The 26249-nt window shown below is 50.2% G+C and carries 21 protein-coding genes; 16 read left to right on the forward strand and 5 right to left on the reverse strand.

Annotated features, from left to right (window positions below; translation table 11 throughout):
* Position 1: 1 nt before the first annotated feature.
* Both TW77_RS11370 and TW77_RS11375 read right to left on the reverse strand, forming a co-directional pair.
* Complete coding sequence (locus TW77_RS11370; RefSeq protein WP_052713154.1) at positions 2-1333, reverse strand: sensor histidine kinase; 1332 nt, start codon at positions 1331-1333, stop codon at positions 2-4.
* A gap of 9 nt (positions 1334-1342) precedes the next feature.
* Positions 1343-2746, reverse strand: coding sequence for a sigma-54-dependent transcriptional regulator (locus TW77_RS11375; RefSeq protein WP_046005096.1), 1404 nt, complete (start codon positions 2744-2746; stop codon positions 1343-1345).
* A 232-nt stretch (positions 2747-2978) separates the two neighbouring features.
* Here TW77_RS11375 and TW77_RS11380 point away from each other — a divergent pair, with 232 nt between their 5' ends.
* The 3 genes from TW77_RS11380 to TW77_RS11390 are packed head-to-tail and all read left to right on the forward strand — an operon-like array spanning position 2979 to position 7402.
* Positions 2979-4226 (forward strand): efflux RND transporter periplasmic adaptor subunit, encoded by a 1248-nt coding sequence (locus TW77_RS11380; protein ID WP_046005097.1) that lies wholly within the window; start codon positions 2979-2981, stop codon positions 4224-4226.
* Between the two features lie 33 nt (positions 4227-4259).
* Positions 4260-4952, forward strand: coding sequence for an ABC transporter ATP-binding protein (locus TW77_RS11385; protein ID WP_046005098.1), 693 nt, complete (start codon positions 4260-4262; stop codon positions 4950-4952).
* Between the two features lie 38 nt (positions 4953-4990).
* The gene (locus TW77_RS11390; RefSeq protein ID WP_046005099.1) at positions 4991-7402 is read left to right on the forward strand and encodes an ABC transporter permease; all 2412 of its coding nucleotides are present in this window, start codon (positions 4991-4993) and stop codon (positions 7400-7402) included.
* 58 nt (positions 7403-7460) lie between these two features.
* Here the strand turns inward: TW77_RS11390 and TW77_RS11395 are convergent, their stop codons facing one another.
* The gene (locus TW77_RS11395) at positions 7461-9104 is read right to left on the reverse strand and encodes an MBL fold metallo-hydrolase (RefSeq protein WP_046005100.1); all 1644 of its coding nucleotides are present in this window, start codon (positions 9102-9104) and stop codon (positions 7461-7463) included.
* 358 nt (positions 9105-9462) lie between these two features.
* On the opposite strand from TW77_RS11395, the gene TW77_RS11400 reads away from it, so the two are divergent.
* Complete coding sequence (locus TW77_RS11400; protein ID WP_046005101.1) at positions 9463-11541, forward strand: winged helix-turn-helix domain-containing protein; 2079 nt, start codon at positions 9463-9465, stop codon at positions 11539-11541.
* Positions 11542-11574: 33 nt separating this feature from the next.
* On the opposite strand, the gene TW77_RS11405 is transcribed toward TW77_RS11400, so the two are convergent.
* On the reverse strand, positions 11575-13674 hold the full coding sequence (locus TW77_RS11405) for a TonB-dependent receptor plug domain-containing protein (protein WP_046005102.1): 2100 nt from the start codon (positions 13672-13674) through the stop codon (positions 11575-11577).
* A 76-nt stretch (positions 13675-13750) separates the two neighbouring features.
* Between TW77_RS11405 and TW77_RS11410 the strand changes: the two genes are divergently transcribed.
* The 11 genes from TW77_RS11410 to TW77_RS11460 all read left to right on the forward strand — a co-directional run bounded on the left by TW77_RS11410 (position 13751) and on the right by TW77_RS11460 (position 22271).
* A complete protein-coding gene (locus TW77_RS11410; protein WP_046005103.1) occupies positions 13751-14137 on the forward strand; it encodes a MerR family transcriptional regulator in 387 nt (128 codons plus the stop codon).
* 163 nt (positions 14138-14300) lie between these two features.
* Positions 14301-14594: a helix-turn-helix domain-containing protein gene (locus tag TW77_RS24260; protein WP_052713155.1), complete on the forward strand. Its 294-nt coding sequence runs from the start codon at positions 14301-14303 to the stop codon at positions 14592-14594.
* Positions 14595-14598: 4 nt separating this feature from the next.
* Complete coding sequence (locus TW77_RS11420; protein WP_046005104.1) at positions 14599-15135, forward strand: hypothetical protein; 537 nt, start codon at positions 14599-14601, stop codon at positions 15133-15135.
* Between the two features lie 463 nt (positions 15136-15598).
* Positions 15599-15964 carry a winged helix-turn-helix domain-containing protein gene (locus TW77_RS11425; protein ID WP_052713156.1) on the forward strand — a complete coding sequence of 122 codons (366 nt, stop codon included), beginning with the start codon at positions 15599-15601 and terminating at the stop codon, positions 15962-15964.
* Positions 15915-16178 (forward strand): HNH endonuclease family protein, encoded by a 264-nt coding sequence (locus tag TW77_RS26040; protein WP_082078910.1) that lies wholly within the window; start codon positions 15915-15917, stop codon positions 16176-16178. Before TW77_RS11425 ends, TW77_RS26040 begins: the two co-directional genes overlap by 50 nt.
* A 150-nt stretch (positions 16179-16328) precedes the next feature.
* Complete coding sequence (locus tag TW77_RS11435) at positions 16329-17444, forward strand: DUF262 domain-containing protein (protein ID WP_046005106.1); 1116 nt, start codon at positions 16329-16331, stop codon at positions 17442-17444.
* Positions 17437-18486 (forward strand): AAA family ATPase, encoded by a 1050-nt coding sequence (locus TW77_RS11440; protein ID WP_046005107.1) that lies wholly within the window; start codon positions 17437-17439, stop codon positions 18484-18486. The genes TW77_RS11435 and TW77_RS11440 overlap by 8 nt, the downstream gene beginning before the upstream one ends.
* A 3-nt stretch (positions 18487-18489) precedes the next feature.
* Positions 18490-19239 carry a hypothetical protein gene (locus TW77_RS11445; protein WP_046005108.1) on the forward strand — a complete coding sequence of 250 codons (750 nt, stop codon included), beginning with the start codon at positions 18490-18492 and terminating at the stop codon, positions 19237-19239.
* 411 nt (positions 19240-19650) lie between these two features.
* Positions 19651-20679, forward strand: a complete 1029-nt coding sequence (locus TW77_RS11450) for an ATP-binding protein (protein WP_046005109.1) — start codon at positions 19651-19653, stop codon at positions 20677-20679.
* Positions 20676-21179, forward strand: coding sequence for a hypothetical protein (locus TW77_RS11455; RefSeq protein WP_046005110.1), 504 nt, complete (start codon positions 20676-20678; stop codon positions 21177-21179). The genes TW77_RS11450 and TW77_RS11455 overlap by 4 nt, the downstream gene beginning before the upstream one ends.
* Positions 21180-22271 carry a Fic family protein gene (locus TW77_RS11460; RefSeq protein ID WP_046005111.1) on the forward strand — a complete coding sequence of 364 codons (1092 nt, stop codon included), beginning with the start codon at positions 21180-21182 and terminating at the stop codon, positions 22269-22271. It begins immediately after the preceding gene.
* Between the two features lie 42 nt (positions 22272-22313).
* Here the strand turns inward: TW77_RS11460 and TW77_RS11465 are convergent, their stop codons facing one another.
* Positions 22314-23501, reverse strand: coding sequence for an NAD(P)/FAD-dependent oxidoreductase (locus TW77_RS11465; protein ID WP_046005112.1), 1188 nt, complete (start codon positions 23499-23501; stop codon positions 22314-22316).
* 369 nt (positions 23502-23870) lie between these two features.
* Here TW77_RS11465 and TW77_RS11470 point away from each other — a divergent pair, with 369 nt between their 5' ends.
* A complete protein-coding gene (locus TW77_RS11470; protein WP_046005113.1) occupies positions 23871-25976 on the forward strand; it encodes a S8 family peptidase in 2106 nt (701 codons plus the stop codon).
* The last annotated feature ends 273 nt before the right edge of the window (positions 25977-26249 follow it).

Consider the following 26249-nt stretch of genomic DNA (forward strand, 5'->3'; position numbering starts at 1 on the left):
CTCAGCCAAACACACAGCGAAAGCAGGCCCCCTGAGGTTTTTGCAAATAGATAAGATCGCCACCAAGACTGACCATGATCTGCCGTGACAGACTCAGGCCAATCCCGGAGCCCTGCTGTTTAGTGGTAAAAAAAGGCACAAACATCATATCCACCACATGGGGCTCCACACCCGGACCGCTATCACGAACTTCCACATACACCTGCTGCGCGTCGTTCTGTGCCAGCGTCAGGTGGATCACTGGCTGCACAGGTGTGTGTGCACCTGTTCGCTGCGCCTGCTCAATGGCCTGAATGGCGTTGGTCAGCAGGTTGATCAGCACCTGCTCAACCTGTCCGGGGTCCAGCATCACCAGCAGTTTGGTTGACACCGTCAGCTCACTTCGGATCCCCGCCTCATCGAGCTGGTTTTTGTGCAAGGCGAGTAACCGCTCCAGCAAAGGTGCCAAGTCGGTGGGTTTGAGGCTGGGGCGCGGCAAACTGCTGAGCGCTCTGAAGCGGGTAATAAATTCTCCTAAATGCTCGGTACGGGCCGCCAATGTGTTCAGCGCCAAAACCAGGTCGTCTTTATCGTCCTCATCATCAAAACATAATGTATCGGGCAACAACCCACGACAGGACTGAGCAATCGAGGATAAAGGGGTAATAGAATTGGCTACTTCATGGGTTAACACCCGGGTCAGACGCTTATAGGCCTGCTGCTCTTTGTTGATCAGCGCGTTGTGGATGGAGGTCAGGGTGATCACCTTGCGGATCTGGCCCTGAATTTGTGCCACGCTGATCTGCACCGACAAGGTGTCCTGCTGCTCACCCCGCTGCCAGGGGGCACTGGTTTTTAACTGAGTATCACAGCGCTGAATTAATTCGCCCAGATGTTCAAGCTGCTGCACACTGCTTACTGGCTTGCCCAGCAAGCGCGCCACTGCCGGATTGGATTCAATCACCTTACCGTCGTTATCACAGACCAGCACCGCCAGCTCAATGTGCAAGAGTAAAGCCTGAAAAAACTGGGCCTGCTGTTCGGCTTTAAAACGTGCCGCCTGCAAGGTGTGACGGATCTCGTCATACTCCTGATGGAGCGGATGACTGGGGCCCAGCCGCAACGTGCTGTCGCCGTTTACCAGCGCCCGGATCACCGCCGTGCTTTGCCTTTGTTGCTGGCCAAACAGGGCAAACACCGCGCCCCCACATACCACTATCAGCAACAACAGTAACAACCAGGTGGCACTGAGCCCACCCTGAAGATAATGCCCCGTTGCGCCGCTGACCAGCATGCACAAAGCCCCCAGCTGTAAGGCCAACACCCAGCGGGGATGGCGTTTCAGATTAAGCATAACCAGGCCCTACAAACCATATTTTTCTAAGCGCCGATACATAGCGCCGCGGGTTAACCCCAGCGCTTTGGCGGCATGACTGACATTGCCCTGATAATGCTTGAGCGCAGCGCGAATTGCCCTTTGCTCCAGCACCTCTAAATCGAATGTATCGTAATCGTCACCCGGGCCTTTGCCCGGCGTGCTCTGAACTGCCGAATTTGCACCCAGCACTGAGCTGATATCCAGCCTGTCACCGTCAGACAGGATCACTGCGCGCTCAATAGCATGGGCCAGTTCGCGCACATTGCCAGGCCAGGCGTAGCCACACAGCGCGGCCATATCCTGCTCAGCGATCCGCAATGTGCGTTTGTATTTGTGTGCAAAGTGCGTCAGATAATAGTTCACCAGCAACGGGATATCCTCGCTGCGCTCACGCAGCGGCGGCAGGCGAATTTCGACAGTGTTTATACGGTAGAGCAGATCTTGCCGGAAACGTCCTTCATTGACCGCCTGTTGCAAGTTGTCGTTGGTTGCACAGATCAGCCGGATATCCACCTCAATCGCTTTAGTGCCGCCCACCGGCGTAACACAGCGATTTTGCAACGCCGCCAGCAAGGTGGCCTGCTGCTGCAAAGGCAGATTCCCCAGCTCATCTAGAAACAGTGAGCCGCCACTGGCCAGTTCAAAGCGCCCTATTTTATCGCTTTTGGCGTCGGTAAACGCGCCCTTTTTGTGACCAAACAGCTCGCTTTCGAACAGCGTATCGGAAATCGCCCCCATATCCAGGCTGATCATCGGCTGCGCAGCACGCAGACTGGCGCGATGAATGGCATGAGCAGCCAGCTCTTTACCCGTACCACTCTCCCCGGTGATCAGGATATTGGCATCTGACTGAGCCGCTTTGTCTATGGTGGCAAACACCTGCTGCATGGCCGCACTTTGGCCCAGAAAATCAAATGCCGGGCCTGTTGATGACTCGGTTAAGGCCTGATTGAGCCCCTGCGTCTGGCGGGTCAGCTTACCCAGCTGCTGCTTGTCTTTGGCATGGGCAAATGCCGCCGCTACGGCGCCTAGCAGCTGCTCATTTTGCCAGGGCTTAGCAATAAAGTCCGCCGCCCCGGCCTTGATGGCATCGACCGCCAGCTGAATATCGCCATAGGCAGTCATCAGCAGCACCACAATACTGGGGTCCTGCTGGATGATTTTCTTCAGCCAGTAAAACCCTTCCTGACCGCTAATGGCATCGCGATTAAAGTTCATATCCAGCAGGATCACTTCAATGCCGTGGGCCCTGACCATGTCTTCAATATCGAACGGGTTATCTGTGGTTTTAACCACCTGATAGTGTTGTTTGAGTAGCAGCCTTGCCGCAATCAGAATATCCGGATTATCGTCCACCACCAAAATGGCACCGGGTTGTTTTGCACTCACGCGCTGTCCCTGTGTTATTTTTATTTGCCTGCAAGCTTAGCGCATTGCATACGGATGTGTCCATTTATGGGCAGTTGCACAAGCAGTACTGTTCTATTAGCGGACACTTCTGCTCTGCCTCCACTAACAAGAAACCAGTAACCAACTGTATTTATTAGCTTTTAAAATTTGGCACGCCGCTTGATTAACTGACTCCATATACCTGCAAAGAATCGACAACAGGAGTGGCACTATGGATAAGAAAATTGAACGCTCAGGATTACAAAAACACCTGAAAACGGGCGTGGCCGTCGGACTGATACTGGCCACCGCCCTGGCTTATGCCTTTGTTCAGCCCGGCAGCACCGGGCGCAGTCAGACGGTGGCGCTTAACAGCCTGACCATCAGCACCGTCAAACAAGGCCAGTTTATTGATGCGCTGAGCCTGCGCGGCCAGGTGGTACCAAAAACCACCATTTACCTCGACACCGTGGCAGGCGGGCGGGTTGAAGAGCGCCTGGTTGAGCAGGGTGAATATGTTGAACAGGGTCAGCCGCTGGTGCGCCTGAGTAACACCAACCTGCAACTGGATGTGATGAGCCGTGAAGCCCAGGTGACCGAGCAGCTTAACTTTTTGCGCAACACACAAATGAATATGGAAACCAGCCGCCTTAATCTGCGGCGCGACTTGCTGGAAATAGAGCTGCAGATCAACCATCTGAAAAGGCGCTACAAGCAGTCTGTTCAGCTGGCCAAAAAAGGCGTGCTGGCGCAGGACACTCTGGATGAGATAAAAGACGATTTAGCCTACTACCAAGCCCGCAAGGAGCTGACACTGGATCGCCAGAAACAGGAAAACACCATACGTGAGGTGCAGGTAGCGCAGCTCGAAGACAGTGCCGAGATGCTGCAAAAGAACCTCAAGTTTGCCCGACACAATCTCGACAATCTGCTGATCAAAGCGCCGGTCTCTGGCTACCTGAGTGAGCTGGACGTTGAAATTGGCGAATCGAAAGAGCGTGGCGCACGTCTGGGTCAGATAGATATCCCCGACGAATACAAACTCACTGTGCGTCTCGATGAGTTTTATCTGAACCAGGTGCACAGCGGCATGGCGGTACAAGTGTCACTGGACAGCGAGCAAGTGAATGCGCAGGTAAGCAAAATTGATAGCCGGGTCACCAATGCGCAGTTTCAGGTTGAAGTGGCACTGCCTGCGGGACTGGCTGGCATCAAGCGCGGTCAGAATCTGGATGTCGCGCTGATGCTGGGAGACAGTAATGACAATGCCCTGCTGATCAACCGTGGTGCGTTTTATACCAGCAGTGGTGGCAACTGGGTGTATGTGGTGGCAGGTGACAGTGCGGTGCGCAAAGACATAGTACTGGGCAAGAAAAACCGCGATTACTTTGAAGTATTAGAAGGACTGGCGCCGGGCGATCAGGTGATCACCTCCAGCTACAGCCAGTTTGATAAAGCACAGACATTACAACTGAACTAAAACCAGAATAACAACAGCCTGAAGGAATTGAAGATGATTAAACTGACCAATCTAAGCCGGGTATTTCGTACCGAAGACGTAGAAACCATCGCGCTGAACGAGATTGACCTGGAGGTTAATGAGGGCGAGTTTGTGGCCATTATGGGCCCATCAGGCTGCGGCAAATCAACCCTGCTGTCTATTTTAGGCATGCTCGACTCGCCCACTTCCGGCGCGTTTGAATTTGCCGGCACCGACATTGCCGGATACAGCGAAAAACGCCTTGCAGAGCTGCGTAAAGCGTCCATCGGCTTTGTTTTTCAGAGTTTTAACCTGATTGACGAGCTGACTGTATTCGAAAATGTAGAGCTGCCACTGCAATATCAGAACATTTCAAAAGCCGAGCGCAAGCAACGGGTTGAGGCAATTTTAAAGCGGGTTGCCATTGATCACCGCGCCGATCACCTGCCGCAGCAGTTATCGGGCGGTCAGCAACAACGGGTGGCCGTTGCCCGAGCCCTGGTGATCAACCCCAAACTGATCCTGGCGGATGAGCCCACCGGTAACCTGGACTCCAGAAACGGTGAAGAAGTGATGGCTATGCTGCGGGAGCTGAACCGCGAAGGCACCACAGTGATTGTGGTCACCCACTCCGAAAAGGAAGGGGCCTATGCCGATCGCCTGGTGCGGCTGCTCGATGGCCAGGTAATGCTGGATAAAGCCAACAGCGTTTGGCCAGCCGCTTAACGCCCTGTCATGCCCGGAATTAGAAGGAAGACCCCGTTATGTTAGTGAATTATTTTAAAACCACGCTCAGGGCGATTAAAAAAGACACCCGTCACTTTGCCCTTAATCTGGCCGGCTTTAGCATCGGCCTGGCGGCGGCCATTATGGTGGCGCTGTTTGGCGCCTATGAGCTGTCTTTTGACAAACAGCACCCCAATGCCGAGCGCGTTTACCGGGTACATACCGACTACCGCGCCTGGGGCCTGCAACTGATCGCCGCTTCCGATTCACAGCATGCCCTGAACATGAAAAGTCATGCTCAGGTGGAAGACGTGATGATGCTTATTTCAACCGACAACCTGGCCTACTCGGCCGAGCCGATGACGCTGGATGTGAGCGTGGCTGGTGAGCAGGTACGCCTGAGCAAGGTCTACCTGGCGACAGCCAATTTACCTGAGTTTATCAATATGACGGTGCTGCACGGCGACCTGGACATGGCCCTGAGCCGACCGGGTCTGCTTGCCATCAGCCGCGCCGAAGCACTGCGCCTGTTTGGCAGCGTCAACGCGGTGGGAAAAACCCTGTCGTACCAGCGCGGTCAGTACGAGATAGCCGCCGTCTTTGCTGATTTACCGGACAACACCCACTTTGTATTTGACACCCTTGCCGCACTACCCAAAGCGACCAAAATGCCCTTTATCGGCTATGTGTATATGCGCCTGAGCGAAGGCGCAGATGCCGCGCTGATTGCCAAACAGATGACAGAAACCATGCGCGAGCAATCGACTGGCCGACGTAAACTCAGGGCACTTGAGCTCAGCCGCCTGTCGGAGCTGCACTTTAACAGCAGTGGCCCGTTTGAGATGAAACAAGGGGGCTCGCGCCTGGTGATGCAGGTGTGTATTGCATTGACCATTTTGCTGCTGGTCATCGCCAGTGTGAACTTTATTAACCTCAACATTGCCGGTGCAGCAAAACGCGCCAAAGAAGTGGGCGTGCGCAAGGCGCTGGGCGCCAGTAAAACGCAACTGATCACCCAGTTTTTAACGGAGTCTTTGTTTATTGTGCTAATTGCCGCTCTGGTGGCACTGGCGCTGGTGGAAATGATGATCCCCTATGCTAATCAATTGCTGGAGCGCAGCTTGTCATTGAGTTTTTCACCGCTGTTTTTGGTCGCGGTCATGGCCGTGGTGGTGCTGATCGGGGTGATCTCCGGTCTGTATCCGGCGCTGTTTATTGCCTCTTTCAGTGCCAAGCGGGTACTCAGTGGCGACCTGCAACGTGGCAAAACCGCCATTTGGGTGCGCAAACTCACGCTCGGGCTGCAAGGGGCTTTGTCTGTGGCGCTGATTGTGGCGGCTGCCGTGGTGTACACACAAATGGCGCTGATCAACGACCTGCCGGTGGGGTATGCAAAAAACGATAGGTTGATCATCAAAAACCTGCCCGCAGAGGCGCTGTATCAGGAAGCCGAGCCCCGGGTGCTGAGAACCCTAAGGGCTTTGGATGGCGTTGCCCAGGTCACTCAGTCAGATACTTTACTGACGAACGATATGACCTCAGAGCTGTTTTTGGTGTTTCCTAACGGTGAGCGCCTGGAAGGCACGCAGCCGACCATAGCCACTGGCTTTCATGCGGTTGAAACTCTGGGACTGGAACTGATAGCCGGACGCGACTTTTCGCCTCAGTTTGCCAGTGACTGGATCCAGACCAGCGACGATAACATTCGGTCATTTTCTGTATTGCTGTCTGAGAGTCTGGCAAAACAAGCCGGCTACGACGACCCCAGCGTACTGATTGGTCAAACCCTCAGCTCACACTCGGGCCGCGCCCGTGCTACGGTGGTCGGTATTGTCAGAGACATTAAAATTGGCTCTGCGCGCCAGCAGCAACTCCCGGTATTGCTGACCACTGGCGATATCAATGTGGCGATTGGCACTTTGGTGATAAAGCTGCAACCCGATGTAAACAAAGCACTGGTGATGCGTCAGGCCGGGCAAATCATTCGCGATGAACTAGCGATGCCAGAGGTGGAGATCAGCCTGATTGAAGACGACTATCAGCGCGCCCATATCAATGAGTTCCGAATGCAACAACTAGTGCTGCTGTTCAGTACGCTGTCGATTGTGCTGACCTGCATGGGCATTTTAGGTCTGGCGTCATTCGCCACTATTCGCCGACAAAAAGAAGTAGCCGTACGCAAGGTGCTGGGGGCTTCTCGCATCAGTATAGTGACCATTTTATCTAAGGAGTTCATTACCATAGTAGGCATTGGCGGCCTGCTGGCCATGCCTGTGAGCTACTGGGTAATGAACACCTGGCTGAACAACTTTAACGAGCGTATTGAGCAAGCCGGCTGGGTTTACGCCGCCGCCACGCTGGGCGTGCTGGCCATTACCTGGCTGACCGTGGCCTGTCTGGCTTTTAAAGCGGCCAGCACCCGCCCTTCTTTAATACTCCGCTATGAGTAACCGCCTTGCATAGCCACAACCAAGCGGCGCACTCACCTACTGGTGTGCGCCGCTTTTTTCATTGGCCCTCAAACAAACGCTGCAACAATACCGGACGCTCCGTGCGTGGTATTGCCATGGCGCGGTCGATATCGGCCTGAGTCAGCACTCTGCCATGATGGGAAGACACATACTGAGCGACTTTTATGCCCTGCTCGTTCAGCCTCTCCACCAGAGCGTCGAGACGATAATAGGTGTCGAGATCCGGCCAACGTGCCGGTGAGTGCAGCGCCTGCTCAAAGCTGCTGCCGAACATATCCTCCGTGAGCAAAATCTGCGGCTCACTCAGATACACGACCAAGTTATGCGCAGCATGACTGTTGGGCACATCCAGCAGGCGGATTTTCCCCCCGGCCAGGGTATAGGGCGCCGGGATGGTTTCAATTCTGACGTGTGGGCCCAGCGCTTCCGCCACTGCGTTTTTGTCTGCCGGGTGCACCAGCAAGGTGGTGTCCTCAGCCAGGGTATCCCGCAGCCCTCTCAGGTGATCGGTATGATGGTGCGTCACAATATGGTACTTCACGGGTTTGCTGAGTGAAGTGCTCTGTCTTAACCTGGCCAGGGCTTTTGCCCATGATCCGGTCCCGGTGCCAGCCTGTTCGTTCATCTGCCAGGTGCCTGCCGAGATCAGATAGTCACCGGCATCAACAAATAGGCTGTAGCCCCAATCCTGACCGACAAAATAAACGCCCGTTGCCAGCTCACGCACGGTCAACTCAGAGACATCAAAAGGTGTTACCGCTGGCGCGCGCTGATACGCCGCAGGAATCTGGAATGACGCATCCACAGGCTTAGCCACCGAGACAGTACGCGCTTTGCTGTGATACTGCGGGCCATCTGCGGTGCTGACGAGCACCTGAGATGCCCAGCGAATAGCCCCGCTGGTGCGATGGGCCATAAAGTCATAAAAGCGCTTTTTACCCTGCTGCTCGGTCATCATCCGGCTCAGTAGCCCGTTGTTTTGGTTGAGGTAAAGTGTGTGACTGGTTTGCGCTTTACCATCCAGCGGCACCGCTATCACATCGTGGGGCACGCCGGCAATATACGCCGTATCCAGCCACTGGCTGGGTTGCTTAAGCTGCGCCAGTTTACGCACGATCAGGGTATCCAGCATGGCTTCATAGCCCAGCGAGGTATTGTCAAAGGTAATACGCGAGCTGGGTTGGAATCGCTGTAATGCATGATCAATGCTCGCCCCTTTATTGCCTGCAAACAACCGATGGATTACTTCGGGGGCATCGCTGCCATGACTGCCCACCAGGCGTGAATTGGCCTGTTTAAATACCTTACGCTTGGCGACAAAATCGATGCGATAGTCGTTTTGCTGCTCGCTTAAATAGGTGACCATAGGTCCCTGCAAAGCATGGCCGCTCAGCCATTGAGAATAGTGGTACCAGGTTTCACTGACCGAGATGCCTGGCAATGTCAGTAAATGCTCACCGCCATAAGCTGCTACCGTACGTTCAATGATCTGTGCTTCGCGCGATTGCGCATGAGCTAACGGACATGCGCCCACCATGGCAAGGGCAGATATCAGCACCAAAACGAATGGCCGCCTGACTAACAGGCTCAAACCTGGCTTAAGGTGGTTAACCGCACTGGCAAAATGATTGAAGACATATCCCAAAAGATAAATAAAGCGTTTGTTATTATCACAGTACATAGGCTTAGCGCTCTGTTGTTATTACTCGCCTGCCATTGAACGCAAAGACACAGAGCAAAGCCACAAAGCCCCCCTAATGAAAAGCTGATGAATTGCTGAGGGCCGGTAACTGACCGACTCAAGCTCTAACAAAAACAGCTAACCAACTGAATAAAATAGATAAGTTTTATATTCGTCGTTATCCCAAGCTCTTTTCGATTTCGTCCCAGCCTCTTTACTCAGACAAATACAACCTCAAATCACTGCGCGCAGCAATATACTGTCACAATTCGCCGGACCAGATCTGCGCTTGCACACCTCGACAGACATAATATTGCGCCGTACACTCAATGCCGAATTCAGGCAGTTGCGGATTACGATGGCACAGACAAGATTCTTTATTAACGAGTTTGAAATCGATTTCTCTCGCAGTGTGGTGATCCAAAACGGCCAGCATACTCAGGTCGAGCCCAAAGTGTTGCAGGTACTGCTGCTACTTGCAAAGCGCCAGCGAGAGCATGGCGAGCAGGTGGTCACCCATGAAGAGATCATGACCCATGTCTGGCAAGGCGTTGAAGTGGTGCCCAATGCCCTGCAACGCTGCATTGCCATTTTGCGCAAGGTACTGGGAGACAATGCCAAAAACCCCAGCATAATCGCAACGCACCCCAAAATTGGATACCGCTTACTGGCGCCTGTGCGCTGGCCAGAACCCAGCGCCGACAAAATCCAAGACAGAACAAAAAAGCCTTATTCTAAAAACACTTTATTGATAGTAGGCACTTTCTTACTCGGTATCTTGTTATATCTTGTCTGGCCCACAACGCAGCCGCCCAGTTACACCCGACTGACTCCACTAACCCATACTGATGCCCATGAATCCCATGCTATTTTTAGCCCAGATGGCGATTATCTTGTCTTTAACCGGTATGCCGGAAGCTGCACCAGCCACTTATGGGCACGGCACATAAATAGTGGCCAGGAGCAGCGGCTCAGCGCCACACCCGGACAGTTCGGTGCGCCAGGCTTTACCCCGGATGGCCGCGAGCTGGTGTTTGCCGCCAAAGCCGATTGTGAGCAACCCAGTGCCCAGTCCTGCTGGGCACTGGCTACGCTTGATTTTGCCCAAGCGCTCACCAAGCCACACGCTATCGAGCCGCGTTATTTGTGCGATGCAGGGCAGCCAATGGCCCTCAAAGCGCTGCCCAACCATGCGTATGCCTATTTGCAAAGCGGCGACAGCCAAACCCAGCTGGTGCAGTACAACGACCTGACCAAAACCGTCGGCACCTTATATTCCGCAGCGGACGACTACCTGTACCACTTTGACTATCATGCGCACCAGCAGCACTTTGCCCTGTTTAGCCGGGATCAGTCGCTGAATTATGTTTTGACAGTACTGGATAAAAACGCGCAACCAGTGCAGCGCAATACCATTGCACTGCTGCCACACATGGACCCAACCGCCTCGCTCACTGGCCGCTTTACTCCCGACGGCCGCACGCTGCTGGTTGTCAGCAACGGCCAGCTTTACAGCCTTACCCTGAGTGGCAAATTAAGCCTGCTTCCTACGCCCGCCACTGAGCTGCTTGGAGCAGACAAACATCCGACCCGCCACACCTTACTGGCTGTGAATGGCCAGAAGGACATTGATATTGCACAACTGACGCTCAGTCACACAGACTCGGCTGTTGCTGATCCAGTACATGATCTGAACAGCCGCGCCCTGCCCTACCCCAGTCTGTCGCGCACGCAGGCGCAGGAGCGGCAGGCTCAGTTTTCACCCGACGGCCAGCGGATTGCCTTTATTTCTAATCGCAACGGTGTGGATCAGCTCTGGATATGGCAGGGTGAACAGGCCGTTGCAATTAGCAATACCAACGCCTCACACACCATTCATGGATTTGCCTGGTCGCCGGATGCCAAACACTTACTCTGGGCACAGGGCGGCAAACTGCACCGCGCTGATTTATCCGGCCAGCAGCACAGCCTGAGCTCAAGATTGCCAGTTCATTCGGTACAGGCCTGGCATCAACCAGGGCAAGTGCTGATGCTGATCAACGACCCCATGCCCGGTGGGTTGTATCTGTATGATTTAGCAAGTGGTGAGCTGAGCAAACTGGGGATTAATGGCGTGCATCGCGCATGGCAGGCAGGTGAGCTGGTGTACTACAGTGACGCACAGGGCAAGGTAAAACGCTTCACTCTGGGTGAAGGCCCCACCCACGCCAAAGCGCTTACCGCCCTGAATGGACGCGCTATGGTCATAAAACATGAGCATATTTACAGCGTAGATCAGACAAATCTGACACTAAACCGCTACGACTTAGACGGCAAGCTGCTCAACATGCTGCGCCCCCTGAAGCCCACCGCGTGGAAAATCAGCGACGTGCATCAGGCGCAGCTGTTGCTGGAGCAGTTTATTGGTATTGAGCAGGAGCTGGTGTTGATTGACTAAAAGCAGCAGCCCCCGAACAACTACACCTGAGGATTAATGACCAAACTTAATGCGCACACCGGCATTGACAATAAAGCCATCGTTGCGCGACCAGATATCCGTTGTCCACTGACCACTCACCGCCTGCTGAGGCAACAACAGCGGATGCTCATCGGTTTGCTTCACATCCAGCAGGTTCTCAAAGTTGATAAACCAGCTGTAACGCCCGGTGGTGATCTCGCCCATCAAACCCAGGTGCCAGTATGGATCGGACTCCGCCACAAACGGGTTGGCATTGAGGCGCTGCGGCCCGGTGTAATAAGCCTCAAACCCGGCGCGGAAGTTACCGTGTTGCTCCCACATGGCCACAAACCCGGCCGAGTGTTTAGGCGTCAGCGCAATCTCTGTGCGCGTCTGGCCATCCACGCTTTGGGTCGCGTCCAGGTATAAATAGCTGGCGGTTAGTTTCACGTCGCGCCAGTAATAACGCAGCAGCACTTCTGAGCCTCGGATCTGGCTCTCGCCCAGTGCATTGGTCAGCCGTACCTGGGTCGGCGGCGTGCCATCCGATGTTGGCACCACCTCCAGCTCGGTCACGTTATCCACATTCGAGCCAAACAGGGTCAGACTGGTTTCAACCGAATCAAAGGTGTAGGTAAAATCCAGCGAGGCGGTTTCGGCCTCTTCCGCCTGCAATTCACCTATCGGTGCCAGGCGCGATAACCCCGCCGCTTCAATGTCTTCCACAAACGGCGTTGGCGCAAAATAACCCTGCGCATAGGCACCGCGCACCGTCAGCTCGCCCGGACGATACAACAAGGTCACTCGCGGGCTGAACTGAGTACCATATTCATTATGATCATCTACTCGCGCACTCACCGACGCGGTCAGCGTATCACTCAGGGTATGATCCAGCTGGGCAAACAGGCCCGGCACCTCATAGCTGTAATCAAAGGTCGGAAACGTCTCAGATTCAAACATATCCGACTGATAGGCAACCCCCAGTAGCCAGTCGGTTTTGTCGTTGTAACCACTGACACTGGTTTCAAACAAATAGCTTTCGTGCCTGTCCTCTTCGAGCACCAGACCAAAGCCATGCTCATGGTTTTGCACCATGGCCGATGAGCGCGCATGCAGCGTGAGCGTGTCGGACATCGGCTGGCTATACACCAACCCGCCGTCCAGTCGCTCTGAATCCTGGGTTTGTACGTACGGGTTGCCATCCGCCATAGTAAACCCATCTTTAGTACCACCATTACGCTGCTCGGTCATGGCACCCGCCGTCACGTACAAGGACTCGCCCTGCTCACCTTCCCAGAACAAGCGCGGCCGTGCGGTGTAGCGCTCATAGCCTGCCAAATCGAACCAGCCGTCGTTGTCTATGTCTTCGGACTTTTGATGATGTGCGCCCAGCGTTAGCGAGCCTTTCAGGTCATCGCTCAGCGGGCTTTCGATATAAGACGTCAGATCCTGGCCATCACGGGTGGTCAGGTTCAGCAGCACCTCACCCTTGAACTCGTCGCCCGGCTTGCGGGAAATAAGGTTGATCACCCCGCCCAGCGCCGATCCACCATATAAAGACGACGCCGAGCCTTTGATGATCTCAACCCGGCCCAGATCCGTGGGTGGAATTTGTAACAGGCCAATCGACGCGGCCTGATTACCATAAAGCGGCAGGCCATCGGCCAGTAGCTGAGTGTAGCGACCATACAAGCCCTGCAATCGAATATTGGCACTGCCCAGCGCAGGCGAGGTGGTTTGCATGCGCACACCGCCGGTTTCTGCCACCAGCATGGAGATATTACCCGGGCGCATCGCCGCCTTTTCTTCGATTTCTTCGCGGTTGATCAGCTCCACCCGTACCGGCTGCTCATCGGCAATTCGGCCAGAGCGCGTTGCCTGGATGACGATTTTTTCCATTTCATGACCGTGATCATCGTGGTGCTCATCGTCAGCGTGCACATCATGATGGCCGTCTTCATGCTTTGCTTCAGCATGAGACTCTTGTGCCTGATGCTCAGGCCCCGGCGCAACCAGCGCAGCACTCACAGCAGTGGCCAGCGGACTCAGCGGCGCCGCCACACTTACCGACATTCCCAGAGATAAACAACTTAAAGACAAAACCAAACCGGCAGAACGAAACGTATCAGACATAACGAATTACTTGACCCTCAGGACAGGAATAAATGATACTGCCGATGCTAAAGGTTACAGCGACAGGAAGGTCAATATGAAAATCAGCGAACTTGCGACGAAATCCCAGATAAATGCGAAAACCATCCGCTATTATGAGCAAGTTGGCCTGCTCAAAGCGCCGCAACGCGCCAGCAATGGCTACCGCCATTACCAACCGGGCGACGTAGACACCCTGATCTTTATCCGACGCTGCCGCGAGCTCAACATCCCACTCGACGACATCAAACGCCTGGTAGAAGTACAGGCCGACCCCAACGCCTCCTGCGCCGTCGTCGATAAAATCATCGCCGAACAACTCGCCCAGGTACAACGCGCCCAGCGCGAGCTGGCACTGCTGGAACAATCCCTGCAAACCCTCGCCTCTTGCAGCGCCGAACAGGTAGAAAAGTGTTCGATTTTGCATAAGTTGAAGGCACCATAAGGCGCTAAAATAAAAGTACTTTCCCACTCTTTACAACCCTTTTATAAATATCTTCATTATTTTCAGCTCGCCAACACATAACAATGTAAAAATATTTATCAAAATGTTAACTTCACGAAATGGATGACTAATTAAACTAGCTTCTGAACAATGTGAGTTGCGAATGAATAATATCAAAAGGAAACGCAAAATAGATGATTTCAGGAAGGATGTGCAGCGCTCGATTCGTCAGTTAAGACGAGACCGGGGCTGGTCTCAGGCTGAATTAGGTAGAAGAATCGGCGTTGATCAAGCCACTATCAGCAACTGGGAAAGCGACAAGACTGATATCCCCCTAACCAAAATGTTCGAAATCGTACTGGTTGCAGGCCAGGATTGCGCAAAACAATATTTTAGCTTTATGAGTGACAATAACGACACCCAACCTGCTGAAAAAGAACCAACAAAGAAGGAGTAACGCCATGGAGTTTATATATAAAGTGTTTCAATACGCCCCGATTTTTATTGTGCTATTTGGCCTTTGTTATACCTGGCGCTTTGAAAATGCCCGCTGGTTTTTTATCACTCTGGGGGTCGTAGAGCTGATCGATGAACTGATGATCCCGGTTGCATTGAACTGGGAGACTTATTACTATGTTTACTGTGCATTAATGAGTTTTGCATTTTTGCTACCCATAGTATACCGAAAACGCTTGGCGCATTGGTTTTACGAGAAAACTAACTATGAATATTTTTATCGTTGTTACGCGAAGCACACTGTCTCTGCGCAAGAGATGTTGGTGATTTGCTTAGTGGGTCTTTCCTGTATCATTAATATGCTGACTTTCATCGAAGTACTGCTCTACAAGAGCTTTTTGATAGACAACGCATATTTGAAGTTTTATGTCCGGGACAATGCAAATACGCTGCTGCACATCGTAATGATACTTGCTTTGCTCCAATTTGCATTGAGAGCAGAATTTAGAGAAGGACTAGAACCTCATGAAGAAAGCAATTGATAAAGCCGAACTCAAGAAAGTTTCTGGTGGTATTGGCGGTGGGAATGAGTCACCAGGCCTAACCAGAAGCCAGCATATAGAGTTTCCAAAGCCACAGGCTAAACCAATACAGCCCCGTTAACGGTTAATTTGAGTATGCCATGAAAAAAGTAATTCATATCTCACAACTACAAAAAGTGACAGCTGGCATTGGCGGCGGAACAAGCTCACCCGGCCTCACCCGCCAACCTCAGCTCGATGTAAAACCCTGAGCAACAAACCCTCACCAAAGCCCGATGAAGTCATTATTCGGGCTTAGTTTTAATTGCTCCCAAGTTCAATCAACCATCATCAGGATTCGGTTCACTCATACTTTTAGTACAAACGTGGTAAACTCAGCACCACTTATTGATGTAAATTAATGCCAGTGCAGCGTTTTATTTGTACAGTAAAGTCGCGCCCGAGCGTATTAAAAGGACTACCCGTGATCCCGAATTATCAGCAATTTATGCGCCCTGTTTTGGAAGTTGCTGCGCAAGCAAATGGTGCAGAGGTTAAACTGCGCGATGTTGTAAACCAGATAGCCGACAAGTTTGCCCTGACAGACGCCGAGCGCACAGAGACCCTGCCAAGCGGCAAACAAAGTGTGATTGATAACCGTATCGGCTGGGCAAAAACCTATCTGGTAAAAGCCGGGTTACTGGAATCCCCGCGCAGGGCACATATTGCTATAACTCCTCGCGGCATAGAGGCACTGCACAGTCAAAGCGAAATCAACAACACCTATTTGCAACAGTTTGATGAGTTTGTTGCTTTTACTCAAAAGAGCAACGACACACAGCTTAGGTAACTTGGCTCTACTCTCTCGAAATAAAAATAGTGCCGCAAGTAACTACGACTTTGACAAAAAGAAAAGTGAGTACTTTAACCCTATCAGCGGTCGTACAACGTTTGTCTTAACCAATCAGGTGTTAAGTCAAGATGAATGGACTCCAGAGGTGTTCAAACAACGTCAAACATTGTTGGTTGATAAACTCACTAACACTTGGCAGCTATATGACTAAATCAGGAGCTAACCGATAATGAACGGTAAAAGATTTCGGTTAAAGGCAAGATAGACAGCGTGATTGGCGGGCAAATACCAGCACACCATTGTTATACTTATAGCAATTAGAACTAAGTGATATGATAAAGGAAAAACCAAGGCGTAACAGATGACCGAAGCAGATGATGTAATTGAAATTGAAAATCAAGATGAGCTTGAGTTGACAGCACACCCACACCAAATGGGTACTGACACTCAAATACGGATTGCTAAAGAACAATCTAGCATCTTTGAGCTGCTTCGTAAGGAAAGTCGAGGTGATCTTGTTCTTGCTCCAGACTTTCAGCGAAAAAATGTCTGGGATAGAAAGCATCAATCTGAGTTGATCGAATCAATTTTGATGGGGATTCCCATTCCGTTGATTTACTTATTTGAAGATGAAGAAGGTGTTAGGCAAATTATTGATGGTAAGCAAAGAATTACAGCCTTAAAGCAGTTTAAAAACAACAAATTTACGCTTACAAACCTTTCGATGTTGCCAGACCTAAAAGGAAAGAAGTTCGATGATATTCCTCCGATACTTCAAGCTAAGTTAGAAGATTACCAATTACATTCTTATGTGATACAGCCTCCAACTCCTGAGTATGTGAAGTTCAATATTTTTGAACGCGTTAATCGGGGGGGGATTAACTTAAACAAGCAAGAAATGCGCCACGCCCTGTACCAAGGGAAGGCAACAACTCTGATACAAGAGTTAGCTGAAAGCCAGCAGTTTAAGTTAGCCACGGGAAATGGCGTGAAACCAAATCGAATGCGTGACAGATATTTAGTGTTGAGATTTGTAGCTTTTTACTTGTTAATTACAAACCAGTTTACAGACTCATCTGTTCAGTACCGTTCTGATGTTGATTCTTTTTTAGCATCGGTGATGAAGTATATAAACACCAAAGCATCTGCACAGTTAATTGAGCACGCTAAATCTGTCTGCTTATACGGAATGGAAAGTGTTTATCAAGTTTTAGGTGATGAAGCATTTCGCTTTAAGCCTAAAGCTGGAGGAAATAAACGCCCTGTCAATATGGGACTATTTGAGATGCTGGTTTTCGCTTTCTGCTACGTACAACCAGATCAACTTGATCACTCAAAAGCTAAATCCCTTGTGGATACCTATAAGCAAAACGTAGATGATGAAGGGCTTTTTTCTGGCTCAATTGATACATCAGAAAATGTAAGAGCTAGGTTTGATACCGCTCAAAAAATCGCACAAGGACTTAAGAATGCTTAAGCAACTTGATATCAAAAACCTGAAAAGTATTGATAAAACAAGTTTAAAACTTGCTCCGTTAACTCTTTTGACAGGAGCAAACTCTTCTGGCAAATCAACAGCTATCCAAGCTTTGATGTTACTCATAAAAAATAGCCAAGCCAGCAACCGTTACAGTATGGAAGAACTCATTCGATACCTTAGTGACTTTGCAGTGATTCGTAACAAGAAGAACAACGCTAAGTCGATTGAACTAACCGTAATTGACACCGAAAACACAAGTCATTTTTTAAAGTTAACGTCAGAGGGTATTGAAAAATCAACGCAGCTTCCTTACCTATACGAACTGGAAGAAAGCGCACAGGGTGCAGAGCTTTTGTACCTAAATGCTAACCGAATAGGTGCTCAAGATCTAGTACAAGTATCGGAGCGAAAAGTGGGTAACTTGGGTGAATATCTATTTTCAAGTTTCGACAAAATAAAAGGCAGAAAGTTACCTGATTCACTACTCAGGTTTGAAGGCTCTAAAACTATCTCATATCAGCTTAGTCAATGGTTGAGCTTTATTGCTGGCTCTCAAATTGAGCTTATTACGGAGAAACTTAGTGACCAAGTAAAAGTTTCGTTTAGTGTTAAGGACCTTGATACCAATGTTTCTCCATTTAACCTTGGGGCAGGAATGAGCTACATAGCCAAGGTCATAATAATATGTTTAATGGGGAAAGAAGGTGATCTGATTCTGTTGGAAAACCCAGAAGTTCAGTTGCATCCTAAAGCCCAAGCTCGGTTAGGAGTGTTTTTGTCGTATATAGCGAGTAGTGGTATTCAGTTGATTGTTGAGACTCATTGTGAGCATTTAATAAACAAAATAGTTTATGAAGTATATCAAGACCATATTCAAAGTGATGATGTCGTCATTCATTATAAAAGTGATGTTGGTAGTGATTTTGAAACCATACTGATAGATGAAAACGGAGAGTTCAACAATATTGAGGGTGATATCATAGGTTTTCCAACTGGTTTCTTTGATGCCACGCTTTCTGATTTAATGAATATGAGGTAACTGATGACTGAAAAAATGGTTCTCAGTACCTCACTGTTGTTGGCCTATGAAAACATTGCTTTTGAGCCTCGCAAGTATCAAAAGAAATACAAAAGGTTAATGAAGCTAATCTCACTTCCATACAAAACTAATAAAAAGCAACTCATTGAAGCGCAAGAAAAAGGGTTGAACCAGTCTGTTTTTGACAGGTTAATGCCCCAGCTTCAGCATCAAGTCGATCGTGATGACTCATTGGAAGTGTTAGCATCAAAAACGAGCTTGAAAGTTATTTTGACTGAGGACGAAAAAGCAACTTTACCCTATGTACATTATCGTTCCTCATTTATTGCAAACCAAATAACGGTCTCTGTTTCACCAACTGAAAGCAGAGGTGAGTTCATTAAGTACCTTCAAATACTCTGTTCTTCCGCTACGAGAGTGACAATCTGCGACAATTATCTAGCCCAAGGCTGGGATAACACTCAAAGTCTGTTTCGAGCAGTTTTACCTAGGCACAAACTAGCTATTGAGTTTGTTGAAACGCCAGACTTGTTAGGTATTGTAAAAAATAGCGTCAAAGTGACTGACGAATTCGTCAAATCTGTTTGCCCAGAGTGGACGACCTCTGTGAGTGCTCTTTATAGTGGCTCTCACGACAGATACTTGTTAATAGAATCTCCTCAAGGAAAAATTGAAGTAATGATTTCTAGTGGGTTCGACCATATCTGGAAAGCTAACCCTAAAGAAATAACCTGTGTGATCAGAGAAAAATAAATAGAGTAAATGTTGGTTATGACAGATGCAGCACAAGAAAAAATATTTCAAAACGACATCCTCAACTAAATGCAGTCTCAAGGCTGGTTACTAGGCGAGTCGAACAAGTACAACAAAGAGTTGGCACTTTGCACTTAAGATGTGACCGCTTTTGCTAAAGCTACACAACCTGAGCAATGGGATAAATTAGCACAACACTTCCCAGGTACTGATCGTAATCCAAACGGAGGGTGTTCAATACCAAGCATGCCTGTCCGCATACCCAGCCGGTGACTTCGCAGCTTCACCCACAAAGTGCAGACCCAGTGCTGTTTTAGGCCCAAAACCACACTATCTACCTTGCTAAATTGCTTTTAGATAAAATAACTTTAGACTGTGCAGTAAGTTACGAATTATCCGACAGGTAACACTATGATCCACGATTTTAAACTAGAAAACTACGGCCCCATCGTCAGTGCTCAGGGCCAGGGACTGGGGAAGATCAACCTGATCCTGGGCGAAAACAGTACGGGTAAAACCTTTTTGCTGAAAGCGCTGTACAGTGCCATTCGCAGCCATGAAGAGGCCAATAAAGGCAATAGTTATCAGGACTTTGCTGAAGTGCTGAGCGAAAAGCTCTACTGGACGTTTCAGGTAGATAAAATCGGCGACATAGTGACCAAAGGCGACAGTAAGCGCCTGATGACCTGTATTTCTTTGGCAGACAACAGTTCTCTGATGTTCGGATTTGGTAAAGACACCACCAAAAAGGTCAGCCCAACGCATAATAACCTGTCGCAACGCAGTTCTAACTCGGTCTTTTTGCCGCCCAAAGAAGTGCTGTCTTTGATGGATGTAATTTATAAGACCACAGAAATTGACAAGATCTTTGGCTTCGATGCCACTTACTCTGATCTGGTCGCGGCATTAAAAATTCCCACACAAAGAGGACGTAATCATTCAGCGTTTGCCGACTCCCGGCAACGGCTGGAAAACGTATTTTCCGGCAAGGTTGAATTTGACGGTAAAAGTAACAGCTGGGTGTATAAAAAAGGCAACACCAAATTCTCCATAATGGCCGCCGCAGAAGGTGTGAAGAAAATCGCGATTCTGGATACCTTACTGGGCAATCGGTTTTTAGACCGCGACTCGATTGTGTTTATTGACGAGCCTGAGTCTGCCTTGCATCCCACCGCCATCATTGAATTGCTGGATATTATCTCTGTGCTTGCGCAGGCTGGGATCCAGTTTTTCCTTGCTACGCATTCTTATTATGTGATTAAAAAACTGGTTTTGATTGCGCAGGCACATCAGATGCCAATCCCAACATTTATGGCCAACGCCACAGATGGCACCTGGCAACAATCTTGTTTGCTGAAAGATGGTTTGCCAGACAATGAAATCATCAACGAGTCGGTTCGCTTATTTGAAGCTGAGTTTGAGGGAGTTCAGTCGGTATGATCAGGATTTCCGAATCCGGTGTGGAATTTGGCGACTTTACAGCAGATGACTGCTACCAGATAGAGCATTCTCAGGGTCACAAATCTCTGGGGAACGGCTTTAAAATGGTTGAATTTACTTATCTCTGCGAACAAAAACTGTTTGTTGTAGAAGCAAAATCCTCCATTCCAAAAGCCTCAAGCCAACCAGATTATGACAATTACTGGGCAGAGATCCTCGAAAAATTTGAAAACGCGCTGTTATTACAAGTGATGGCCTATCTGAAAAGAAACCCGGACGCAGAGCAAGAGCTGCCGGCTAACCATAAAGCGATGGACTGGCAGCACACATCCTTGCAGTTACGGCTGGTGATCCCTAAGGTCCCAACTCAATTTTTACCCCCACTCACAGAAAAGTTCAGACAGAGTTTGAAACGACTAAAAACGCTCTGGTGTATCCGCGATAGCCATATCTTTGTATTAAATGAAGACAAGGCACGCAGCGAAGGGTTACTGGTATAAATGAGTAAACGCTACACGCCCCCTTTTACGCTCACGGCAAACATCGTCAACCTGATAGCGTCGGTGAGTGAGCAACTTGGTCGCTTAAAAGCGATTGAGCAGCGCAACGCGCTCAGGCTCAGGCGTATTAACCGCATTAAAACCATTCAGGGTTCATTAGCAATTGAAGGAAACACGCTGAGCGAAGCCCAGATCACCGCTATTTTGGCTGGTAAGCCAGTTATTGCGCCGCCCAAAGATATTTTAGAGGCAAAAAATGCGATAGCGGCTTATGAGTATTTCGACCAGTGGGATCCCCTCAATCACGCACATTTATTGCAGGCTCATGCTGTGCTCATGCAGGGCCTGATTGGTGATGCCGGGCAATACCGAAAAGGCAATGTAGGCGTAATGAAAGGCGACCAGGTTGTTCACATGGCCCCTCAGGCCGACAGGGTCCCGGGCCTGATGACTGAGCTATTTGATTGGCTTGACAACACCGACCAACATCCTTTAATTCAAAGCTGTGTGTTTCACTATGAGTTTGAGTTTATTCATCCATTTAGTGATGGCAACGGCCGCATGGGCAGACTGTGGCAAACGTTAATTCTGAGCAAATGGCACGATACACTCGGCCAGCTCCCGGTAGAAAGCATTATCCATCATCACCAGGAAGCCTACTATCAGGCAATCAATCAAAGTAACCTAGCAACCGACTCGGCCCCATTTATAGAGTTTATGCTGCAAGTGATCCTGGAAACACTCAGCGCACATGATACCCCTCATGATACCCCTCATGATACCCCTCATGATACCCCTCATGATACCCCTCATGATACCCCTCATGATACCCGCGAGATTAGCTTACAGGTAACACCTCAGGTCAAGCGGCTTTTGTTGTTGCTGGCAAAGCATGAGGTGCCGCAAGACAGAAATACTTTGCAACAGGCCCTGTTGCTGAAAGATCGCAAGTCTTTTCAGGCTGGTTACCTCAAACCCGCACTCCTGCACGGGCTGATAGAAATGACGTTACCAGATAAACCCACCAGCCGTTTGCAACAATACAGGCTCAGTCAGGCTGGCAAAGCGCTGGTCGATACCTGGCACGCCTGAAAGGCGCTGGCCTTGCAGCCTCCCTTATTGTTTCTTCATACCCTAACACGCCTGTCCGCATGCCCAGCCGCAGCTCCAGGCGTATTGGAAGTTGTAGCCACCCAGCCAGCCGGTGACGTCGGTGACTTCGCCGATAAAGTACAGGCCCGGGGCCTTTTTGGCTTCGAAGGTTTTGGAGCTGAGTTCGTCGGTGTCGACGCCGCCTAAGGTAACCTCAGCGGTGCGGTAGCCCTCTGTGCCATTGGGTTTGATGTGCCAGTGGTGCAGCGCGTGGGCCAGCGTTTCGATTTCGCTGTGGCTGAGCTGGTTGGCATTTTTATCCGGGACGGTTTGCTCGCTGATCAAGACCTCGACAAAACGCTTAGGTAACACTGTACTAAGTAAGTTTTTCAGAGACTTACTGCCTTGCTCCTGACGCCAGTCGTGCAATTGTGCCTGCATATCAACCTCTGGCAACAGGTTCACAATCACGCCCTGCCCGGCACGCCAGAACGAGGAGATCTGCAAAATTGCCGGGCCCGAGAGGCCACGATGGGTAAACAGCAGGTTTTCTTTGAAGCGGGTGCCGTCTTCGCTATGTGCTGTGCAGGGTAAACTGACGCCGGCCAGGCCATCAAAGCGGGCTTTGTCGTGGTCGTGCAAAGTAAAGGGCACCAGCGCTGCCATAGTCGGTAGCACTTTCAGGCCAAACTGCTCGGCAATTTTGTAGCCAATGGGGGTGGCACCCAGTTTGGGCATAGTCAGGCCACCTGCGGCCACCACCAGAGACTCACAACTGAATACCTGCTCTGAGGTGGTAACAAGGTAGCCTCCGTCCTCAGTGCGCTCTACCTTAATGACTTCGTTACGCAGAAACAGCTCTACCCCGGCCCACTCGCATTCGGTTAGCAAGATATCAACTATGTCCTGCGCGCTGTTATCACAAAACAGCTGCCCCAGGGTTTTATGATGATAAGCCAGGCCGTGGCGGTCCACCAGCTCAATAAAGTCGTGCTGGGTATAGCGGCTCAGGCAGGACTTCACAAAATGCGGGTTTGCGCATAAATAATTCTGTGGTGTGGCACCCTCATTGGTAAAATTGCAACGACCACCGCCGCTAATGAGTATTTTTCGGCCAGCTTTTTTGCCCATATCGACCACCGCCACACTGCGGCCCCGATACCCGGCCTGTGCCGCGCACATCAGGCCAGCCGCGCCCGCGCCGATGATCACCACATCAAAGTTCAACATTGTATATTGTGTCCTGAAAAAGTTATGCGCTTATTATATCAACTTATGCCCTGGAGGTGGAGTAATGCGATTATTTAGCAAACAAAGGCACATAAATTTATCACAAGTAGTAATAAAATATTAACCATTTACAATCATTTACAATACTAACTAAATCATACCTCACCCTGTAACAAAGAATAATTATGCAATAAAAACAACAGATTATTGCAATAAACGAACTATCTAGCCATCCGCTTATAACTAAAACAATAGTGTAAATAACAAAACAGCACTTTAAATACTTTAACCAACTCTTTACCTTCGATAACCATCTGCTTGCACACGCAAACAGAACAACAACAAGTAAGAAACTAGGGAATTCTAAGAATGACAACACGTAACCTAAAAATCGGCGCGGTAGCGCTGGCAATGTCTGGCATGTTTGCCGCCTCTACTGCTATGGCTAATAACGTTGAAGCACTTAACAACAGCGCAAGCATGGCGCAACTAAGCCAGAAAATGCAGAGCCAAAACACAGCCGGTACGCAGTTCATCATCAAGTACAAAGACAACAGCAACCAGCTTATGTCTGTTTCTGGCGCTGATATGTCACCAGCCATGATGAACTCACGCGCTCAAAGTTTCGTGAAGAACTTCAAAAGCAAGAAAAAATCTTCACTACAAACTAAGTACGTTCGTAAGATGGCACTGAGCAACCACCACGTTATGCGTGTTGACAAAAAGCTAACTCCGGCAGAAGCACAAAGCCTGATGCAGGAAATGGCAGCAACCGGTAACATCGAATATATCGAAGTTGACCAAATGCTACAGCCGTTCGCGACACCAAACGATCCGCGTTACTCAGATCAGTGGCACTATTTTGAAGCAGCTGGCGGTATTAACGCTCCAGCAGCATGGGACAAAGCAACGGGTGACGGTGTAGTTGTTGCGGTACTGGATACGGGTTACCGCCCTCACGCTGATCTGAGCGCGAACATCCTGCCAGGCTACGACATGATCTCTGACATTTCTGTTGCAAACGATGGCGGCGGCCGCGACAGCGATGCACGTGACCCGGGTGATGCAGTGTCTGCCAACGAGTGTGGTTACACTCACAGCGCACGTGACTCAAGCTGGCACGGTACGCACGTAGCGGGTACTGTTGCAGCAGTTTCTAACAACGGTGAAGGTGTTGCCGGGGTTGCATACGATGCGAAAGTTGTACCGGTTCGTGTACTTGGTAAGTGTGGTGGTCTGACTTCAGATATCGCAGACGCGATTGTCTGGGCATCAGGTGGCTCAGTATCTGGCGCGCCTGCCAACGCAAACCCAGCTGACGTCATTAACATGAGTTTAGGTGGCAGCGGTGCATGTAGCTCTACCACGCAAAATGCGATCAACACAGCACGCGCAAACGGCACCACTATTGTTATTGCAGCAGGTAACGACAACGACAACTCTGCAAACTACAACCCAGGTAACTGTTCTGGCATCATCAACGTTGCGTCTGTAGGTCGTAACGGTGGCCGTGCTTACTACTCAAACTACGGTTCAAACATCGACGTTGCAGCGCCAGGTGGTGCTCAAAGCTTCGCTAACGACCCAGAGGGTATTCTGTCTACTTACAACGCAGGCAGCAACACGCCTTCAAGCGACAGCTATGCTTACTCACAAGGTACGTCAATGGCGGCACCACACGTTGCGGGTGTAGCAGCGCTTATCAAGCAAGCTAAACCTACTGCAACGCCTGATGAAGTAGAAAGCATTCTGAAGAACACAACACGTAGCTTCCCTGCGACTTGTACAAGCTGTGGTACTGGTATCATTGATGCGTCAGCCGCGGTAGATGCAGCGCTGAACGGCACTGGCGGTAACGAGCTGGAAGATGGCGTTGCTAAAACTGGCCTGTCTGGCGGCGCAAGCAGCGAAACATTCTACACATTTGACGTCACCAGCGGTGTTAGCAAAGTCACCTTCACTATGAGTGGCGGTACAGGTGATGCTGACTTGTACGTACGTGCAAACGCTCAGCCGACTCAGACAACTTACGACTGTCGTCCATACGAAGGTGGTAACAACGAAGTATGTACCATTGATAACCCATCTGCTGGTACTTACCACGTAATGATGCGCGGTTACTCGGCATACAGCGGTGTTAGCCTGAAAGCTGAAACAGCAGGTGGCTCTACTGGCCCGGTTTCTTTGACTGAGTCTAACCTGTCTGCAAGCACAGGTGGCTGGGTTCAGAAGTCACTAGACGTACCTGCGGGTATGAGCAGCCTGACTGTAACCATCTCTGGTGGTACAGGCGACGCTGACCTGTTCGTTAAGCAAGGTAGTGCACCTACCAGCTCTAGCTATGACTGCCGTCCTTATAAAGGTGGCAATGCAGAGACGTGTACTTTCACTAACCCGCAAGCGGGTACCTGGTACTTCGGTCTTAACGCTTACAGAACTTTCTCTGGCGTTACATTGAACGCACAGGCTCAATAAGCAACATTCCCCAGGCTTTATAATGAGGGCTAAACCTTAGGGTTTAGCCCTTTTTTATTGGCTGTGACTTGGTGTTGCGACTCGCTGAACCGGATGACGATGTAGTATGTGGATGTGGTGCATATAACTGACTTTCTGAGTGGTCTGCTAATAGTTCCCGGCTCGCTGGCCGGGATGACAGTGTGGTATGTAAATGCGGTGCATATAACTTGCTTTTCTGAATGGCCTGCTAATAGTTCCCGGCTCGCTGGGCGGGATGACGGTGTTGTATGT

This window comes from Pseudoalteromonas rubra (assembly GCF_000967655.1).
Classification (GTDB): domain Bacteria; phylum Pseudomonadota; class Gammaproteobacteria; order Enterobacterales; family Alteromonadaceae; genus Pseudoalteromonas; species Pseudoalteromonas rubra_A.

Excerpts from the sequence above, each read along its gene's own strand:
- TW77_RS11405 (WP_046005102.1), bottom strand. The coding sequence starts at position 13,674 with ATGTCTGATACGTTTCGTTCTGCCGGTTTGGTTTTGTCTTTAAGTTGT.
- TW77_RS11380 (WP_046005097.1), top strand. The coding sequence starts at position 2,979 with ATGGATAAGAAAATTGAACGCTCAGGATTACAAAAACACCTGAAAACG.
- TW77_RS11400 (WP_046005101.1), top strand. The coding sequence starts at position 9,463 with ATGGCACAGACAAGATTCTTTATTAACGAGTTTGAAATCGATTTCTCT.
- TW77_RS11370 (WP_052713154.1), bottom strand. The coding sequence starts at position 1,333 with ATGCTTAATCTGAAACGCCATCCCCGCTGGGTGTTGGCCTTACAGCTG.
- TW77_RS11395 (WP_046005100.1), bottom strand. The coding sequence starts at position 9,104 with ATGTACTGTGATAATAACAAACGCTTTATTTATCTTTTGGGATATGTC.
- TW77_RS11410 (WP_046005103.1), top strand. The coding sequence starts at position 13,751 with ATGAAAATCAGCGAACTTGCGACGAAATCCCAGATAAATGCGAAAACC.
- TW77_RS11450 (WP_046005109.1), top strand. The coding sequence starts at position 19,651 with ATGATCCACGATTTTAAACTAGAAAACTACGGCCCCATCGTCAGTGCT.
- TW77_RS11385 (WP_046005098.1), top strand. The coding sequence starts at position 4,260 with ATGATTAAACTGACCAATCTAAGCCGGGTATTTCGTACCGAAGACGTA.
- TW77_RS24260 (WP_052713155.1), top strand. The coding sequence starts at position 14,301 with ATGAATAATATCAAAAGGAAACGCAAAATAGATGATTTCAGGAAGGAT.
- TW77_RS11465 (WP_046005112.1), bottom strand. The coding sequence starts at position 23,501 with ATGTTGAACTTTGATGTGGTGATCATCGGCGCGGGCGCGGCTGGCCTG.
- TW77_RS11420 (WP_046005104.1), top strand. The coding sequence starts at position 14,599 with ATGGAGTTTATATATAAAGTGTTTCAATACGCCCCGATTTTTATTGTG.
- TW77_RS11470 (WP_046005113.1), top strand. The coding sequence starts at position 23,871 with ATGACAACACGTAACCTAAAAATCGGCGCGGTAGCGCTGGCAATGTCT.
- TW77_RS26040 (WP_082078910.1), top strand. The coding sequence starts at position 15,915 with ATGAGTTTGTTGCTTTTACTCAAAAGAGCAACGACACACAGCTTAGGT.
- TW77_RS11435 (WP_046005106.1), top strand. The coding sequence starts at position 16,329 with ATGACCGAAGCAGATGATGTAATTGAAATTGAAAATCAAGATGAGCTT.
- TW77_RS11460 (WP_046005111.1), top strand. The coding sequence starts at position 21,180 with ATGAGTAAACGCTACACGCCCCCTTTTACGCTCACGGCAAACATCGTC.
- TW77_RS11445 (WP_046005108.1), top strand. The coding sequence starts at position 18,490 with ATGACTGAAAAAATGGTTCTCAGTACCTCACTGTTGTTGGCCTATGAA.
- TW77_RS11455 (WP_046005110.1), top strand. The coding sequence starts at position 20,676 with ATGATCAGGATTTCCGAATCCGGTGTGGAATTTGGCGACTTTACAGCA.
- TW77_RS11440 (WP_046005107.1), top strand. The coding sequence starts at position 17,437 with ATGCTTAAGCAACTTGATATCAAAAACCTGAAAAGTATTGATAAAACA.
- TW77_RS11390 (WP_046005099.1), top strand. The coding sequence starts at position 4,991 with ATGTTAGTGAATTATTTTAAAACCACGCTCAGGGCGATTAAAAAAGAC.